The sequence below is a fragment of the Photorhabdus sp. P32 genome (genome assembly GCF_038085095.1).
Taxonomy (GTDB): domain Bacteria; phylum Pseudomonadota; class Gammaproteobacteria; order Enterobacterales; family Enterobacteriaceae; genus Photorhabdus; species Photorhabdus luminescens.
Genome location: NZ_JAZGJN010000192.1, coordinates 1 through 15,208 on the forward strand (window position 1 = coordinate 1; position 15,208 = coordinate 15,208).

14 protein-coding genes and 1 pseudogene are annotated in these 15,208 nt (G+C 41.6%); 4 read left to right on the forward strand and 11 right to left on the reverse strand.

Annotation, left to right across the window (positions count from 1 at the left end; genetic code table 11):
- On the forward strand, nt 1–664 hold a 664-nt coding region (locus V2H77_RS02800; protein ID WP_341497589.1), incomplete at its 5' end, for a hypothetical protein.
- Between the two features lie 119 nt (nt 665–783).
- Here the strand turns inward: V2H77_RS02800 and V2H77_RS02805 are convergent.
- The 6 genes and pseudogenes from V2H77_RS02805 to syd form a co-directional block, all read right to left on the reverse strand.
- Nucleotides 784–1,995: an MFS transporter gene (locus V2H77_RS02805; protein WP_341497590.1), complete on the reverse strand. Its 1,212-nt coding sequence runs from the start codon at nt 1,993–1,995 to the stop codon at nt 784–786.
- A gap of 23 nt (nt 1,996–2,018) precedes the next feature.
- Entirely contained in the window at nt 2,019–2,252 is a 234-nt protein-coding gene (locus V2H77_RS02810; RefSeq protein WP_341497600.1) for a hypothetical protein, read from the reverse strand.
- A 189-nt stretch (nt 2,253–2,441) separates the two neighbouring features.
- Nucleotides 2,442–2,602: pseudogene (locus V2H77_RS02815) on the reverse strand (ISAs1 family transposase); the annotation flags it as partial.
- Between the two features lie 171 nt (nt 2,603–2,773).
- A complete protein-coding gene (truC, locus tag V2H77_RS02820) occupies nt 2,774–3,520 on the reverse strand; it encodes a tRNA pseudouridine(65) synthase TruC (protein WP_341497591.1) in 747 nt (248 codons plus the stop codon).
- 1 nt (nt 3,521) lies between these two features.
- Nucleotides 3,522–3,854 (reverse strand): YqcC family protein, encoded by a 333-nt coding sequence (locus V2H77_RS02825; RefSeq protein WP_341497592.1) that lies wholly within the window; start codon nt 3,852–3,854, stop codon nt 3,522–3,524.
- Between the two features lie 524 nt (nt 3,855–4,378).
- Nucleotides 4,379–4,933, reverse strand: coding sequence for a SecY-interacting protein (syd, locus tag V2H77_RS02830; protein WP_341497593.1), 555 nt, complete (start codon nt 4,931–4,933; stop codon nt 4,379–4,381).
- A 147-nt stretch (nt 4,934–5,080) separates the two neighbouring features.
- On the opposite strand from syd, the gene queF reads away from it, so the two are divergent.
- The 3 genes from queF to xni all read left to right on the forward strand — a co-directional run bounded on the left by queF (nt 5,081) and on the right by xni (nt 8,239).
- Nucleotides 5,081–5,929 (forward strand): NADPH-dependent 7-cyano-7-deazaguanine reductase QueF, encoded by an 849-nt coding sequence (gene queF / locus V2H77_RS02835; RefSeq protein ID WP_341497594.1) that lies wholly within the window; start codon nt 5,081–5,083, stop codon nt 5,927–5,929.
- Nucleotides 5,930–6,051: 122 nt separating this feature from the next.
- Nucleotides 6,052–7,419: a nucleotide 5'-monophosphate nucleosidase PpnN gene (gene ppnN / locus V2H77_RS02840; protein ID WP_341497595.1), complete on the forward strand. Its 1,368-nt coding sequence runs from the start codon at nt 6,052–6,054 to the stop codon at nt 7,417–7,419.
- A gap of 61 nt (nt 7,420–7,480) precedes the next feature.
- Nucleotides 7,481–8,239, forward strand: coding sequence for a flap endonuclease Xni (gene xni, locus V2H77_RS02845; protein WP_341497596.1), 759 nt, complete (start codon nt 7,481–7,483; stop codon nt 8,237–8,239).
- On the opposite strand, the gene V2H77_RS02850 is transcribed toward xni, so the two are convergent.
- The 5 genes from V2H77_RS02850 to prtA form a co-directional block, all read right to left on the reverse strand.
- A complete protein-coding gene (locus V2H77_RS02850; RefSeq protein WP_341497597.1) occupies nt 8,236–9,609 on the reverse strand; it encodes a TolC family outer membrane protein in 1,374 nt (457 codons plus the stop codon). The two genes, xni and V2H77_RS02850, sit on opposite strands and share 4 nt — an antisense overlap.
- A 2-nt stretch (nt 9,610–9,611) precedes the next feature.
- Nucleotides 9,612–10,940: an HlyD family type I secretion periplasmic adaptor subunit gene (locus tag V2H77_RS02855; protein ID WP_265513837.1), complete on the reverse strand. Its 1,329-nt coding sequence runs from the start codon at nt 10,938–10,940 to the stop codon at nt 9,612–9,614.
- 75 nt (nt 10,941–11,015) lie between these two features.
- Nucleotides 11,016–12,746, reverse strand: a complete 1,731-nt coding sequence (locus tag V2H77_RS02860; RefSeq protein ID WP_341497598.1) for a type I secretion system permease/ATPase — start codon at nt 12,744–12,746, stop codon at nt 11,016–11,018.
- A 60-nt stretch (nt 12,747–12,806) separates the two neighbouring features.
- On the reverse strand, nt 12,807–13,211 hold the full coding sequence (locus V2H77_RS02865; protein ID WP_341497599.1) for a protease inhibitor Inh/omp19 family protein: 405 nt from the start codon (nt 13,209–13,211) through the stop codon (nt 12,807–12,809).
- Nucleotides 13,212–13,264: 53 nt separating this feature from the next.
- Entirely contained in the window at nt 13,265–14,719 is a 1,455-nt protein-coding gene (gene prtA / locus V2H77_RS02870) for a serralysin (protein WP_265378666.1), read from the reverse strand.
- Nucleotides 14,720–15,208 lie beyond the last annotated feature (489 nt).

Consider the following 15,208-nt stretch of genomic DNA (forward strand, 5'->3'; position numbering starts at 1 on the left):
TGAAATCCATAGGGTATATTCTACTGCTTCAATTATCTATTTTACTGACTTTAAAAACAATAATCTAAAAAAACAAAAATACGACATTAAAGATTCTATGAAAACAACCAATAAATTAGTTATTTTTAGTGCTTTTTCCAGTTTAGTGATAATCAATGTTTGTTTTTTTCTATCCTTAATGATTATGCCAGCAATGCGAAAAAAATACTTTGAACATATTGATATGATTCAAATGTATATCATATTATTGATTATATGGTTCCCCTGTGCAATTGGGATCATGAAAGTCATCAAATCTGCACTTTTAACCAAAAGAATCATGGTAGGTAATATCATGCAATTATTCTCTCTCGGATTCTGTTTACTTGGCATTATGATAAATTCTGGCATACTCTATTTATTATTTACAATTATGGTATTTTTAGCTAATATCATTATGCAACCTGTTTTTTTCTCTTATCTGGGGTTATATTCAAAAAATTCTCTTTATACTTTGGGTATGCAATCAGGGATTTATGTATTTATTACTATGATCATTCTTTTTTATACTATTTATTTAGGTGTTGATATTAAAGAAATCGTTGCTGGATTTACAATATTATTAATTTCATCAATAGTTATCTCGACTATTTTTCTCTTTACTACTAATTATAAAAAACAATAAAGCTAGCGTAATTATTATATTAAAATACTTATTGTTAATGGAGAATAAAAAGCACCTTAAAGTGCTTTTTATACAACTATTGATAACAAGCAATAAAGATACAATAATCATACCCTCTATTAGCCTGCTAATACCTTTTTATTTCTAAAGTAAGTACTTAGTAAAGTAAAGAAAGTAAAAAGTATCAGTAATATCCAACTTAAGTTATAACTACCTGTAATATCTCTTAATATCCCTACTAATGGCGCAATAACAATCACAGAGACTTGGTTAGCTGTCATAGCCAAACCCAAAGCAAATCCCATCCTATCTTTAGGGGCTGTGTCTGCTATATAAGCTACCCAAGGGCCATACCAACCTACCCCAAAGAAACCAAGTAAGATCATTAATGGGAATAAAAAATAATAACTATCGGTTTTAATAAAAAATAAAATAGCGATTCCAATTAAAGAACAAAATAAACAACATAATACTTGAAAATATCTATTTGTTTTTGTTCTGTCACTCCAAGCAGCTAAGGCTATTCTTCCTATAACCCCAGAGATAAGAGCTGAGAATAATAAAGTTGCACCTATAGATGGAGAAATTTTTAGCTCTTCATAAAAATAAGAAATTAGATAAATAACCACACTATATTGAATAGCTGTTAAACAAGCGCCAGACAACATAATATTAAACATCGCAGGTTCTTTGACCATCAATATTTTATTTCTGATAGTCGATATAATATTAATGTGCCGTATTTTCTTTGCTCTAGGATCTTTATCTTTATAAAATATAAAAAAAAGTGCAGCCCCAAAAATAGCAATACATCCACTAGCAAAGAAAGCAAAATGCCAATTAAAACGAATTGCCAAAAATGGTAGAATTAAACTTGCCAAAGCCCCTCCTAAGGGCAATCCTGCTTGTCTAATCCCCATAGCAAAACCTAACTGACTTTTCGGAAACCAATTAGAAACGGATTTGGCCCCACCTGGTTGCGCAGAGCTATATCCAATCCCAAGAATAAATAAGAGTATGAGAATTGCATAATAGCTATCAAAAAATAGGGTAAAACATAGAGTCATTCCAACCAAGAAAACACCTATACTTACCACGTACTTTTCATTAAACCTATCAAGTAATTCTCCAGCTACTAGTAAGCCAAATAATGGTGCAAGTTGGGCAGACGATACTAGTAACCCAATTTGGAATGCAGATAACGACATCTGTTGCTGCAATAATGGAGCGATAGAACCTATTCCTTGAACAAAAAAACATGCACATGCCTGCGTTATCGTAGCTATAAATAACACTGTCCATTTATAACTTTCAATATTTTGATTTATCACGAATTAACTATCCTAGAAGATATTTATAAAAAACCACTATATGTATATGGAAAAGTAAAGTTATCAGCCTTACTTTGTTCTGTTAAGAATAAAAATTTCTGAATTCCCTTTTGAGAGTTAATTTGGCTAATCACCTGATAAAGGGAGTTGACGGCATCATAGGCAGGAGCCACCCATTCCTTAACATTTTTAAAAATATACTTTAATTCATCTTTAATATTAGGAAAGTGAGTGCATCCTAAAATCACGACATCCACATTATCAACTTCCTCCTTTGTCATTAATCTTAATATTAAACTTTCTATATCATTGGTTTTTAATGATATTCCTCTTGATTTCAAGATGCATCGCGACGGCAAGGGAGCGAATCCCCGGGGGCATAGATAACTATGTGACTGCGGTGAGTGAGCGCAACCAACAAAGAGGCAACTTGAAAGATGACGGGTATAAACGTTATTCATGCTGATCTTTTTTCGTTTGCGACAAATACTAACTTTCTTGTTGTTTCCGCACGAAGCATATTTAAGGTTAGACATATACAAGCCAGAATTTTTGCAACATCACCACGATGGTACCAAGCATCTTCGTTCATCAATACATCTAAAACTCAACACACGCAATGGTGAGTAGGCCGCGAAAACCTCCCTCGCAGCCTCCAACAGATAAAGTATGTGAATCTCTCAATTCATACCACTCCCACCAAGTAAGCGCGCCTACTATTCTTGCTTACTCGTGGACAAACAGCCTTGGGTTCTTGACACTTACCGTCCGCTTCGTACTAATTACTATCACATTCCAAATTGGGGATAATACCTTGCCAGCCAAATTGTTGTATTAAATGCTGCCATGATGCATCCCATTTCGCCGTAAGCGATAATTTCTCACCCGTAACAGGGTGATCCAACTCAAGACAACTAGCATGAAGCATCAACCGGCTGGTTTGATAATGAATGGTAACTCCTCTGTTTTGCCGTAAATCGCCATGTGTCGTATCACCAATAATTGGGTGACGAATATGTGCCATATGGCGTCTCAATTGATGTTTTCGGCCTGTTTTCGGTGTCAATTCCAACAAACTAAAGCGTGATGTAGGATAACGGCCTATCTCTACCGGGCATTCTACCGTTGCCAGTGGTCGGTAATAAGTCACACAAGGCTGGGCCTCTTTATCGCCATCTGCAAATTTATCCGCGATCTTATCCAGTTCCTCAACCAGAGCGTAATCAACAATCGCTGATTCCAACACATAACCGCGCACAACAGCATGATAAGTTTTTTGTAACTGATGATGTTCAAACTGTTGGGAAAGCTGACGGGCAACATCGCTAGAAAGCGCCATCAGCAATACGCCTGACGTTGGCCTATCCAGACGGTGTACCGGGAAAACATGTTGACCAATCTGATCACGCAATGTTTGCATAACAAAGACCGTTTCATGACGCGCCAACCAGCTACGATGAACCAGCCATCCCGCAGGCTTGTTAACCGCCACAATATGATCATCCTGATATAATATTTCCAACATATCAGGCATTATCCTGCATAAATAAGCGATCCAACGCACGAAGATGTTCAAGCAGTTGCTGGTAATGCCCGGTAGTATCTTCTTTATAAGACTCCTCAAAGTAAGGCGCGATAGCAAATGCTGTAGGCAACGCCAATCCCTGCTCCAACAATGCATACATTCTCGGAATTAATACCCACTGCAACCACTCTTCGGCTAACATCGTATCAATGGAAAATGGCTCAACACTTTCGAAAGCTTCCGGTCTAGGCGGATGACTCTGCCACAAGTCAATTGCCCTCATGGCTTCTTCAATTAACTGTAATTTATGCAGAATTTGTTTTGCAGTACTCATATTTTCAGTCTGACTCAGTTTTTATTCAAAACAACCAAGTTCGCAAGAATACCATCGATACCCCTTAAGCTGAAAATTTGCTTACTCCGCCAAATAAGAGAAGGGAGCGAACAAGCGCTCCCCTTAAGTTGATTTTATAGCAGTCCCGCTAATAATATGCTCCCTGCTCACTCCTTGAAAAATTGTCCCTAGTTGGTTATCCCTTTCCCATCATTTTATTTATGTTGCATACGATCCTGTTATGCATTGCGTCATCCTGACCATCATCACTTATCTATCCTTGAGAAATTGTGCGCAATGATTCCTTTCCTGCTGAGGACAGCATGAATTAATTCGTTCGATGAAACAAGCTACACATACTGGAACCAGTAAGTGAGGAGAGGGAATAAAATCTGTGATTATTTATAGCCTATTGAAATAAAATGAAAATAATAAACTAACGTGAAACTCACAAAAGTAAACAATGATATCTCTTACATGAAGTGTAAGAGATATCTTACAAATGCAACGTTAAAAATCCGGGCCTAACAAATAAAGACAGGTTTAATTGCACCAAGAAACCCAATTAAGTCGGTAAATAACCGCGTTCGTTTATGGCTGCCAAATTGCTCCAACATCACTTCACCGGTCAAATTACACAGAGAAATGATACCCATATCATCTGATTCCATCGTCGCAATAAATGCCGTTGGCGGCAGTTTCAGCCGCTTCTGCGTCACCAAATGTCCTATCAGGTTTTCCTGTAAACGGATAAAGTCATCTTCACTCCAGACCTGAATCAAACTAAGCCGTTGACCTTCAAACGTTACCGTCATATCACCGGCCAATTGTGATGTATAAAAATCATGAATTGCCGGTTGTAATTGAATATCCAGTGCAACTTCGACGCTATTCAGCTTATCCTCTAAAGGAAAAGGCTGTGGAAGCCAATAAACTATGTTGTCGCCAGTCTGGGTAATACAAGGTGATGGTACACCATAAAGTTCACGGCTGGCAGGAGGAGCTCCAGTTTCCTTCTGCCACAAATCGATATAACAACGGGTAAAATTAGACAACGCTTCTGTAACATTAGAAATCATATTATTTTCAACCGGTAACTGTTAGGGTGTACTTAGCAATTTTATAGTAAACCAAAGATAGTAAACTGAGCGAACAAATAAAATTCAGACAGACGCGCTAACTTGCTAAACTTAAGCCATCACTACTATCAGATTTTGAGGAATAACATGTCGTTATATCGGGATCACCAAGCTCTTGAGCAACTTACACTGGGTAAGACCACTTTATATCGTGACCAATATGATGCCAGCTTATTGCAAGCTGTACCCCGCAATATGAACCGTGAACCGATGGAAATTTTCCCGGATAATTTGCCGTTTCACGGCGCTGATATCTGGACGCTATATGAACTGTCATGGCTGAATAGCCGCGGTTTGCCACAAGTTGCTGTCGGGCATGTCAGTTTAAATGCAACAAGTAAAAACTTGATTGAATCTAAAAGCTTTAAGCTCTATCTGAACAGCTTTAACCAGACTCGTTTTGAAAGCTGGCAAGTCGTTGAAGAAACACTACAACGCGATCTGGCCGCTTGTGCTGAAGGCGAGGTGGAAGTGACGCTTCATCATTTAGATCATTTCAATAACCAGCCAATCTCTGCTTTTACAGGTGAATGTATTGACGATCAGGACATTGAAGTGACTGAATATGATTTTAATCGTCATTATCTGCAAGGTGCGGCACAAGGCCCGCTGGTAGAAGAAGTTTTGGTTAGCCATCTGCTGAAATCTAATTGCCTGATCACCCATCAACCTGACTGGGGATCTGTCCAGATTCACTACCAAGGGTCAAAAATCAATCGGGAAGCACTGTTACGTTACTTGATATCATTCCGGCATCACAATGAGTTTCACGAGCAATGTGTTGAGCGTATCTTCAACGATTTACAACAGTTATGTGCGCCAGAAAAGCTCTCAGTCTACGCTCGTTATACCCGTCGCGGGGGATTAGATATCAACCCGTGGCGCACAAATAGCGCTAGCTTTATTCCAGAAACAGGCAGACTGGCGCGTCAATAAATCTGCTTTAAATCTGTTTTTCTAAGCGCAATTTTTGAAAAATAAGCCGAAATAGGGTATGTAATACACTCAGTTTAGTGATATTGATATGTAATCCATACACGGTATACAAGGAGTCATTCTTGATCACACATATCAACCCACTTGGCTCGATGGATTTATTATCTCAACTTGAAGTAGATATGCTAAAGAGTACCGCAAAAAGTGATCTGTATCGCCTGTTCCGTAATTGCTCACTGGCCGTACTCAATTCAGGTAGCCAAACCGATAATAGTAAAGAGCTGCTCTCTAAATACACCGATTTTGAGATTAACGTACTGCGCCGTGAGCGTGGAGTAAAACTGGAACTGGTGGAGCCACCAGAAGACGCATTCGTTGATGGCAAAATTATTCACTCACTACAAGCTAACCTATTCGCAGTTCTGCGGGATATCTTGTTTGTCCATACACAGATTACCGATCCAGAACAACAGGATTATTCCGATTCAGAGAATAGCGCACATATCACCAACAGAATATTCTCTATTCTGCGCCATGCCAGAGCGCTGCATACCGATGACGATCTCAACATGATCGTCTGTTGGGGAGGCCACTCAATTAGTAAGCCAGAGTATCAGTATGGCCGTAAAGTCGGTAATCAGCTTGGGTTACGTGGACTGAATATCTGTACTGGCTGTGGCCCCGGAGCAATGGAAGCGCCGATGAAAGGTGCGGCTGTCGGCCATGCGCAACAGAATTATAAAAATAGCCGTTTTATTGGTATCACCGAACCATCAATCATTGCGGCTGAACCCCCAAATCCATTAGTGAATGAGCTGATTATCATGCCAGACATCGAAAAACGTCTGGAAGCTTTTGTTCGTATTGCTCATGGTATCGTTATTTTCCCAGGAGGTGTCGGTACAGCGGAAGAATTACTTTATTTGCTAGGTATTCTGATGAATCCAGAAAATCAGGAGCAAGTACTGCCATTAATTCTTACCGGGCCAAAGGAGAGTGAGGACTATTTCCAAGTTCTGGACGAATTTATTGTTCACACATTGGGTGAAGATATGCGACGCTACTATCACATCATTATTGATAATGCGCCTGAAGTTGCCAGAATAATGAAAGAAGCGATGCCATTAGTGAGAGATAGCCGTCACAGTACCGGTGATGCATACAGTTTTAATTGGTCAATGAAGATCAATTATGATTTGCAACAGCCGTTTGAACCCTCCCATGAAAACATGGCTGATCTTAATCTCCATCCTGATCAACCACCTGAAAAACTAGCAGCGTCGCTGCGCCGGGCTTTTTCCGGGATTGTTGCAGGTAATGTGAAAGAGGTGGGTATTCAAGCAATTGAAAAACAAGGTCCATTCAAAATCCACGGGGACGTTAAAATAATGCGCCATATGGATAAGCTACTGCAAGACTTTGTGGAACAACATCGAATGAAACTACCGGGAGGCACCGCTTACGAGCCTTGCTACGAAATCATCAAGTAAAATTACCTGAAAAAATATTCATGCTCCACGGATGGAGCACTATGCTATTTAAGTGACCCATATGATACACCTGCTTATTATTGATGCCCTTAACCTTATCCGACGCATCCATGCTGTGCAAGGCAGCCCATGCATTCCTGCTTGTGAACATGCGCTAAGGCAGCTTATCCAACATACTCATCCCACTCATGCCGTCGCTGTATTCGACGAAGAGAATCGCAGTCACAGTTGGCGTCACCAAATACTACCTGACTACAAAGCCGGCCGTTCGCCCATGCCAGACAATCTACAACAAGAAATGCCGCAAATCAGAGCGTCATTTGAGCAACAAGGAGTCGCCTGCTGGCACGCAAAAGGGCATGAAGCTGACGATCTAGCAGCGACATTGGCCGTAAAAGTGACTTCTGCTGGTCACAACGTGACTATTGTTTCTACTGATAAAGGGTATTGCCAGTTACTTTCACCCAATATCCGTATCCGTGACTACTTTCAAAAACGCTGGCTAGATATGCCATTTGTTCAACAAGAGTTCGGCGTTTTACCAGAACAACTGCCTGATTACTGGGGCCTGGCCGGGATCAGTAGCAGTAAAATTCCGGGGATTCAGGGGATCGGGCCGAAAACCGCTGCCACTTTACTGCAACAAGCCGGCACACTGGATAATCTATTCCAGAACCTCGACCAACAACCCGAAAAATGGCGCAATAAACTAGAATCCAACAAAGAAATGGCGTTTATCAGCCGGGAAATTGCATCATTACGTACCGATCTGGCTTTAAACGGTAATCTGCAACAACTCCGGCTGACAACAGCAACTTAACGAAAATACTTCGCTATCTTATCCAGATGTTCGCCTTTTAATTCTCCGGCCTCACTAAGCAGGCCGACCCAAGATTTAATATAATTGTATTTTGCTTGTGAGAGATCACGTCGGGCAGTATATAACTGCTGTTCAGCATTCAAGACATCCACATTAACCCGCTGCCCAAGCGCAACACTTTTACTGGTCGCGTCTACCTGCAAGCTAGCTGATTCGACCGCCATTTCATAGGCACTGATCCGTTTTTCACTATTCAGGTACTGATTATAATTGCGGCGTAATGCATTGAGGATTTCTCCAGCCTGAGCATCAAGATCATATTTAGTCCTGCCATAGTTGGCTGCCGCCTGACGTACAGAGGCAGACGTAGCACCACCATTATAGATATTCATACTCATCCGTAAGCCAATGGTATCGGTTCGATATTTTTGATCTATGGTATTATCGCTACTGGATTCGTTTTCAGAATGGGAAGCGTAGAGTTCCAGTCTAGGTAAATAACCCGCCCGATTACGCTGTACTTCATGGTACGCAGCTTGCACTTCCTGACGAGAAGCCGCCAAAACCGGGTTGTTAGCCAATGCCAATTTTTCCCACTGCTCATAACGCTCAGGCGACAACCTCAATATACGGAAACGCTTTTTATCTGACAGCCGTTGCACAGGCAAATCAACAGGAAGAGGAGCGCCCACAATTAGCTGTAAACTTCGGATTGCCGCATCCAAATCGTCTTTGGCTGCTATCTCATCGGCAATCGCCTGACTGTAACGGGATTGCGTTTCCACCACATCAGTACGTGTCCCTTCGCCAGAACTAAACAATTTCTTATTCAGTTCCAGTTGCTTTTCATAAGCCATTTTCTGCCGTATAACTAAATCGATCTGATCCTGTGCATAAGCCACATCCACATAAGCATTCACAACCCGCACAGCCAATTGCTGAAAACTTGCCCGAAAACGCTCATTGCTCATCAAAGTGTGAGCCTGGCTGGCTTTATAACGAGCCCATATTTCAAAATCGATCAACGGCTGAGTCAACACAACAGCCGCATTATAACTGCTATATTGACGATCCCGGCTGCTAGTTGTCTTCCTGCCCCAGATATCATACCCAACAGACTCCATATGTTGCCAATTCCGCGGTGAATTCTGATAAGACATTATGACCTTAGGTAACAACTCTGCCCTGCCGAGCTTTTCATACTCTTCACCGCCTTCCCGCTCTTTCACGGCAGAGAGAAAAGTAGGATCATTTTCTAACGCCAGCGCATAAGCCTCAGTCAAACTCAATGCCGATACAGGAAAAGAGAACAGACTGACGCTGAAAAGAATCAGCAAACCAATTGATAAAGAAGCATTATTTAGTTTCATAATCACTCCTCTATCAACGATGTTGAAGCCCGATCCCACAATGGCTTAAACAGATAACTTAACAAAGAACGGGAACCCGTTTTAACAAAGACTTCAACCGGCATCCCAGGTCTGATATCCAACCCTTTTAGTTTTTCCATCCCCTTAGGGGAAACAACTACTCTCATCTGATAATAAGGTTGGCTGGTGACTGGATCGACCAACCTATCCGCGGAAATTACAGCAACTTTGCCTTCAACTTTTGGCGTCCGATTTTGGTTAAAAGCAGTGAACATCAGATCCACATCTAACCCTTTGCTAATCTTATCCGCCAAATTAACTGCAACACGCGTTTCCACTTCAAGCGCCATCTGGTTCGGCAGAATTTCCATCAATTTTTCGCCGGGAGCAACAACGCCACCTTGGGTAAAAATATTTAATCCCACAACCGTGCCGTCAACCGGCGCAACAATTGAGGTATGAGTCAGTTCAAACTGTGCCGTATCCAGCTTATTTCTATATTCACTGGCAGAGACCTGAACCTCCGCTAATTGCGTGCGCACTTCCCGCTGATAGTCTGCTTTGCGCTGAATAATGCGCTGCTGTGTTTCCTGTAACTGTTTTTCAAGCTGACCTGCTCGTCCTGCCATTTCCGCTACGCTGCTATTGAGTTCAGCCTGTTCACGCAAAAGTTCCAAATAACGATTACGCGGAAAATAACCCTCATCCGCTAAAGATTTCAGATTAGTTATCTGTTCTTTAAGCGCCGCCTGCTGCATACGCTTACTGATAAGAGAAGATTTCAGCCCTTTAATTTGAAAATCTATGCCTTCGACAGACTGCTCAAGCCCTTGCAAATCGCTTCTCAGCACCTCACGGCGTGATACAAAAAGTTGTTTTTGCAGTTCGATAATCTCATGCACCCGCGGTTCAGATTGTAATTGCTGTAATATATCGGGGAAAATTAACGCTTCATCGCCATGCTGCTCGGCCAATAAACGGGCTTCCGTCGCCAGCGTGGTATACAGTTGATCCTGAAGTGCGTCGACCTGCGCCTTTGCCTGCACCTGACTGAGCTGGACGAGTGTCTGACCCGCTTTTATTGTTTCTCCTTCAACAACCTTAATCTGGCTGATAATACCGCTTGCCGGGGCCTGAACTGTTTTACGATTGCCATCCACAACCACCACACCGGAAGATGCAACGCCTTTATCCAACGGTGCGAACGCGGCCCAAATGAGAAACCCCAAGATCCCCACACCAATCACTAACCATCCTAGTCTCAAAAAACGCCTTTCTTCCAAAGGCAACAGTCCTTTTTTATCTCTTACCGGCGTAACCTGATCAGACATATCCACTCCCGGACAGAAATCTCCGTCTCAGCTATTTGATATTATTATAATTAAATGCACATTTACCTATGCTAGCTACGATGCCTGCGCGACTACTTTGGTTGCAGAATGTTCCTGACTATTATTTCTTTGCGATAAAGCGGCCATCACCTGCTGAGACGAGCCGAACATCTTCATTTTCCCCTGAACCAGCAGCAATATTTTGTTTGTCTGTGATAACAATGAGGTGCGATGAGTAATCACAATCACTGTTTTTCCTTGCGCTTTTAGCTGAGAAATCGCCTCATTCAGTGCTCTTTCCCCTGCCTCATCCAAGCTGGAATTAGGTTCATCCAACACCACCAATGACGGTTCATCATATAGCGCACGAGCAAGGCCAATTCGCTGTTTCTGACCGCCAGATAACCCCACGCCTCCGGCGCCAATTACGGTGTCATAACCCTTATCAAGGGCCAATATCAGTTCATGAACGCCCGCTTTCCTTGCCGCTTGCACCACCTTTTCCGGCTCCACTTCATTAAAACGAGCAATATTTTCAGCAATGGTGCCCCCAAATAGTTCAATATCTTGCGGCAAATAGCCGATTGAGGAGCCCAATTCATCTTTATTCCATTGATAAATATCTGCATTATCTAAACGAACAACGCCTTCTTGTGCAGGCCATATTCCGACCAGCAACCGAGCAAGCGTCGATTTTCCGGACGCACTGGGGCCAATTAAGCCCATCACATCACCGGCATCCAACGAAAAACTCACATCCTCTAATACAACCTTACTGTTTCTTCCCGGAGGCGCTGCGGAAACTTTATCCACGGACAAATTGCCTTTTGGCGCTGGCAATGACATGCCGGGTTTGCGTTCCGGTTGTTGTTCCAACAAATTTGTTAACCTCTGCCATGACAAACGCGCGCCACTCCAGCCTTTCCAGGCTTGAATCAGTTGTTCAATCGGTGAAAGCGCACGTCCCATCAAAATTGAAGCCGCAATCATCATACCCGGCGTAATATGCCCATCAATTGCTAACCAGCCTCCTAATCCCAGGATCAGTGACTGCAAGGCCAAACGCACTGTTTTAGTGACTGAATTAATCACTGAAGCCCGTTCACTGGCAATGCGCTGGAAATCCAGAAAACGCTCATGTAATCCAAACCATCTCCGGCGTAGCACTGGCAACATACCTAACGCCTCGATGACTTCGGCATTACGTAAATTGGTGCTGGCAAGACTCGCTGAACGTAGAGAAAGTTTACTGGCTTCGGATAACGGCTGACTTGATAGCCACTGATTCAGCACAGCCAAGGCAATCAATACCAGTGCTCCTCCTAGTGACAACAGACCAAGCCAAGGGTTAAAAAGAAAAATGACCAGCAGATAGATTGGAAACCAAGGGGCATCAAAGAAGGCAAACAAAGCGTTACCCGTCAGAAACTGACGAATATTTGCCAAGTCATTGAGCATCTGACCAGCATCCGTAGTGCCATTTTTCAGATTGGATTCATAAGATGCGGTATAAACCCGGTTATTCAGCTTCATATCAAGCTGGCTGCCAATGCGGATGACAATCATGCTACGGATATATTCCAGCATTCCCATCATGGTAAACATGCCGAGAGTAATCAGAGTCAACATCAGCAAAGTGATTTCATTACCCGACGGTAATACTCTGTCATAAACCTGCAACATATAAACAGATGGAACTAACATCAGCAGGTTAATAAAGGCAGTGAATAACCCGATAGCCCAAAATACCCGGCTACGAGCACGAATGACATCAGTAATTTCATCCTTCGGGAGCAGTAATTTCACACTATTTCCTTATTTTTATTTTTTTAAAAATATAACTATCCGATGTTAATGTGTTCTTCCTTATTCATTTTTCTGATTAGTCTTATTAAATTTCATCATTAATTCCCGACCATCGGCAAAGCGGGCAAACCAACCATCTGGCTCATGAGCAAAGAAAGCCAAAGCACTTCCCTGTTCATCAGTAATTGTCAGGCCATCTGGAGTCGGCCGCCAACCGGCAGGCACTTCGCCAAACATATACGCCAAACAATCGTTATCACCGTTAAGTGACCAAATTGATCCCTCTGGTAAGGGTTGGTCAGTCAATGACACATCACATTGTTGATGTTTATCCGACAGTCGCCACACGCCTTTCAATTCACTGGCATGTGGGAGAGCAAGACTACTTGCCATACTTCCTCCGATAATGCTGAATGTAAGAGCAACAAAGAATGCAAATTTCAGATACCAAGCTGCAAAAACCATGCCGCCTCCAAACGAATAACCGCATCCAAATCAGATGCGGTTGTGTTGTTGTGTTATGCAAGAATGAAATCAGACTCTAATATCGGCTCTCCGACAATCTTCACCCAAAAATCATCGTAGGAAAATTTACCGCCCAAATTAATGGCGAAATCATTCACCTTATCAACCGTGTTATAACGAAGCACAGCTTCTCCGACTGCACCGGTAAATTCCTCTACAAATTTAACTCCCCCCTTCCCGGCTTCACCCAGATCGAACAGTGACACATCAATCTTGTCTTTACCGGAAACAAAGTCATGTATCCAATCACGCTCAAGAGGAGGCGATTCCTTGGCGCTCAGGTAGACAAATGTATCGTTGCCTTCCCCACCCCAAAGATTATCTGCCCCCAAGCCACCGTAAATGATGTCATCACCAGCCCCGCCTTTCAGAGTATTGGCAGCATCATTCCCGATCAAAACGTCATTACCGCTGCCGCCAATCGCATTTTCAATCGTGACGCCACGAGCAATAGAGACGTTTCCTTTTAGTCCACCGACATCGGAGAAAGAAGCTTCATTCAGATTGATACGTTGATCCTGAGTAAAACCAGAGAAATCAAACGTATCATTGCCGCCTGTATCCCAAGCAGTGAACAACAGCTTGCTGTTCTCATCTTTTGCGGTATAGAAGTCACGATCGGTGTTGGAATTAAAACCATATACTGTGTCATCAGCACGGATGGTATTATTAGCGCCGTATACCGCTTGAATGGCAGAAATATCGTTAAGTAATGGTGCGGAAGAATAAATACCTTTAAAATCCTGACCAGTATTTTTCTCACTGAAATAACTCATGACGGTATAAGCACGGCTATCTTCAAAATAAGTAGCGCTGTTCTTATAAGTCGGACTTACCTTATCAGACGCATTATAATCAGCCGGATGTTGCAACCCCAGAGTATGACCAATTTCATGAGTAAACGTTTGACGGCCATAACCGTTTACATCGATATCATTATTAGAGAAAGTACGGCTTTTTGCGTTATACCAAGTGCCTAACTGTGTCTTCTCCGGCCTTGGCAGATAAGCAAACGCGTAACTCCCCGTCAAGCTAACATCAAAGAACCCAAAGGTGATATTCGCTTCTTTAACATCAGTGGTTTCAACGAAATCGATATTAGCAACATCAGCCCAAGATTGTATTGATAGTTTTGCAGATGCTCTTTGTGCTTCATTAAATGCTGAAAATTCAGAAATATGCCACGGCATATCATCTGGCTTACTTTCCAGGAAAGTATACTTTAATTGGAAAGCTTTAGATTTATCGTCATCCTGATTCCCCCAACGATAATCACCCCGGATTAATTCTTTAGCAGCATCTTTACTAGGCTCATGCTCAACGACAATATTAGAATCCTTACCTGGTATATAAGCCTGTAACCATTTCAGCAACTCATTTGCTTTTGCTGAACCGCTAACGTCTTCCGAGTATGAAATTTTCTTCTTTAAAGACATATATTTCTCCATAAATTCAGGACTTAGATATAAAAATCTTTTTATTTTATTAAATACAAGTCAATAAAACCTGAAAACAACAGACCGACCTTGGTCATACAAATTAACAACTAAAATCCCTTTCACATAAACGTAACATTAAAGTTAATTATGTAAAAAGCAATTAACATATTTTTTTAATATAAACGTGATAAAAATAACATAAAACAAATAAGCGATTGTTTTATATAACATAACTATTTAAGGCGAAAAAAGTGCCGCTAATTTCTTTGTGGTATTTTCTTACTGATTAATTATCTATTTATTTAACTATCTATGCAGTAAACTTTAAAAAATTTATAGCATTATTATTGATAATTTTAATCAGCAATTATCCCAAGCCGTTATATGAATAGACAAAATCAGAATAATCGACCGCTTTTGACTGAAATATTGAACGATATGACGTATATACGGAAAGGCTCTAAACCAGTAAACACCTATATACCCTTCATCTTTCAA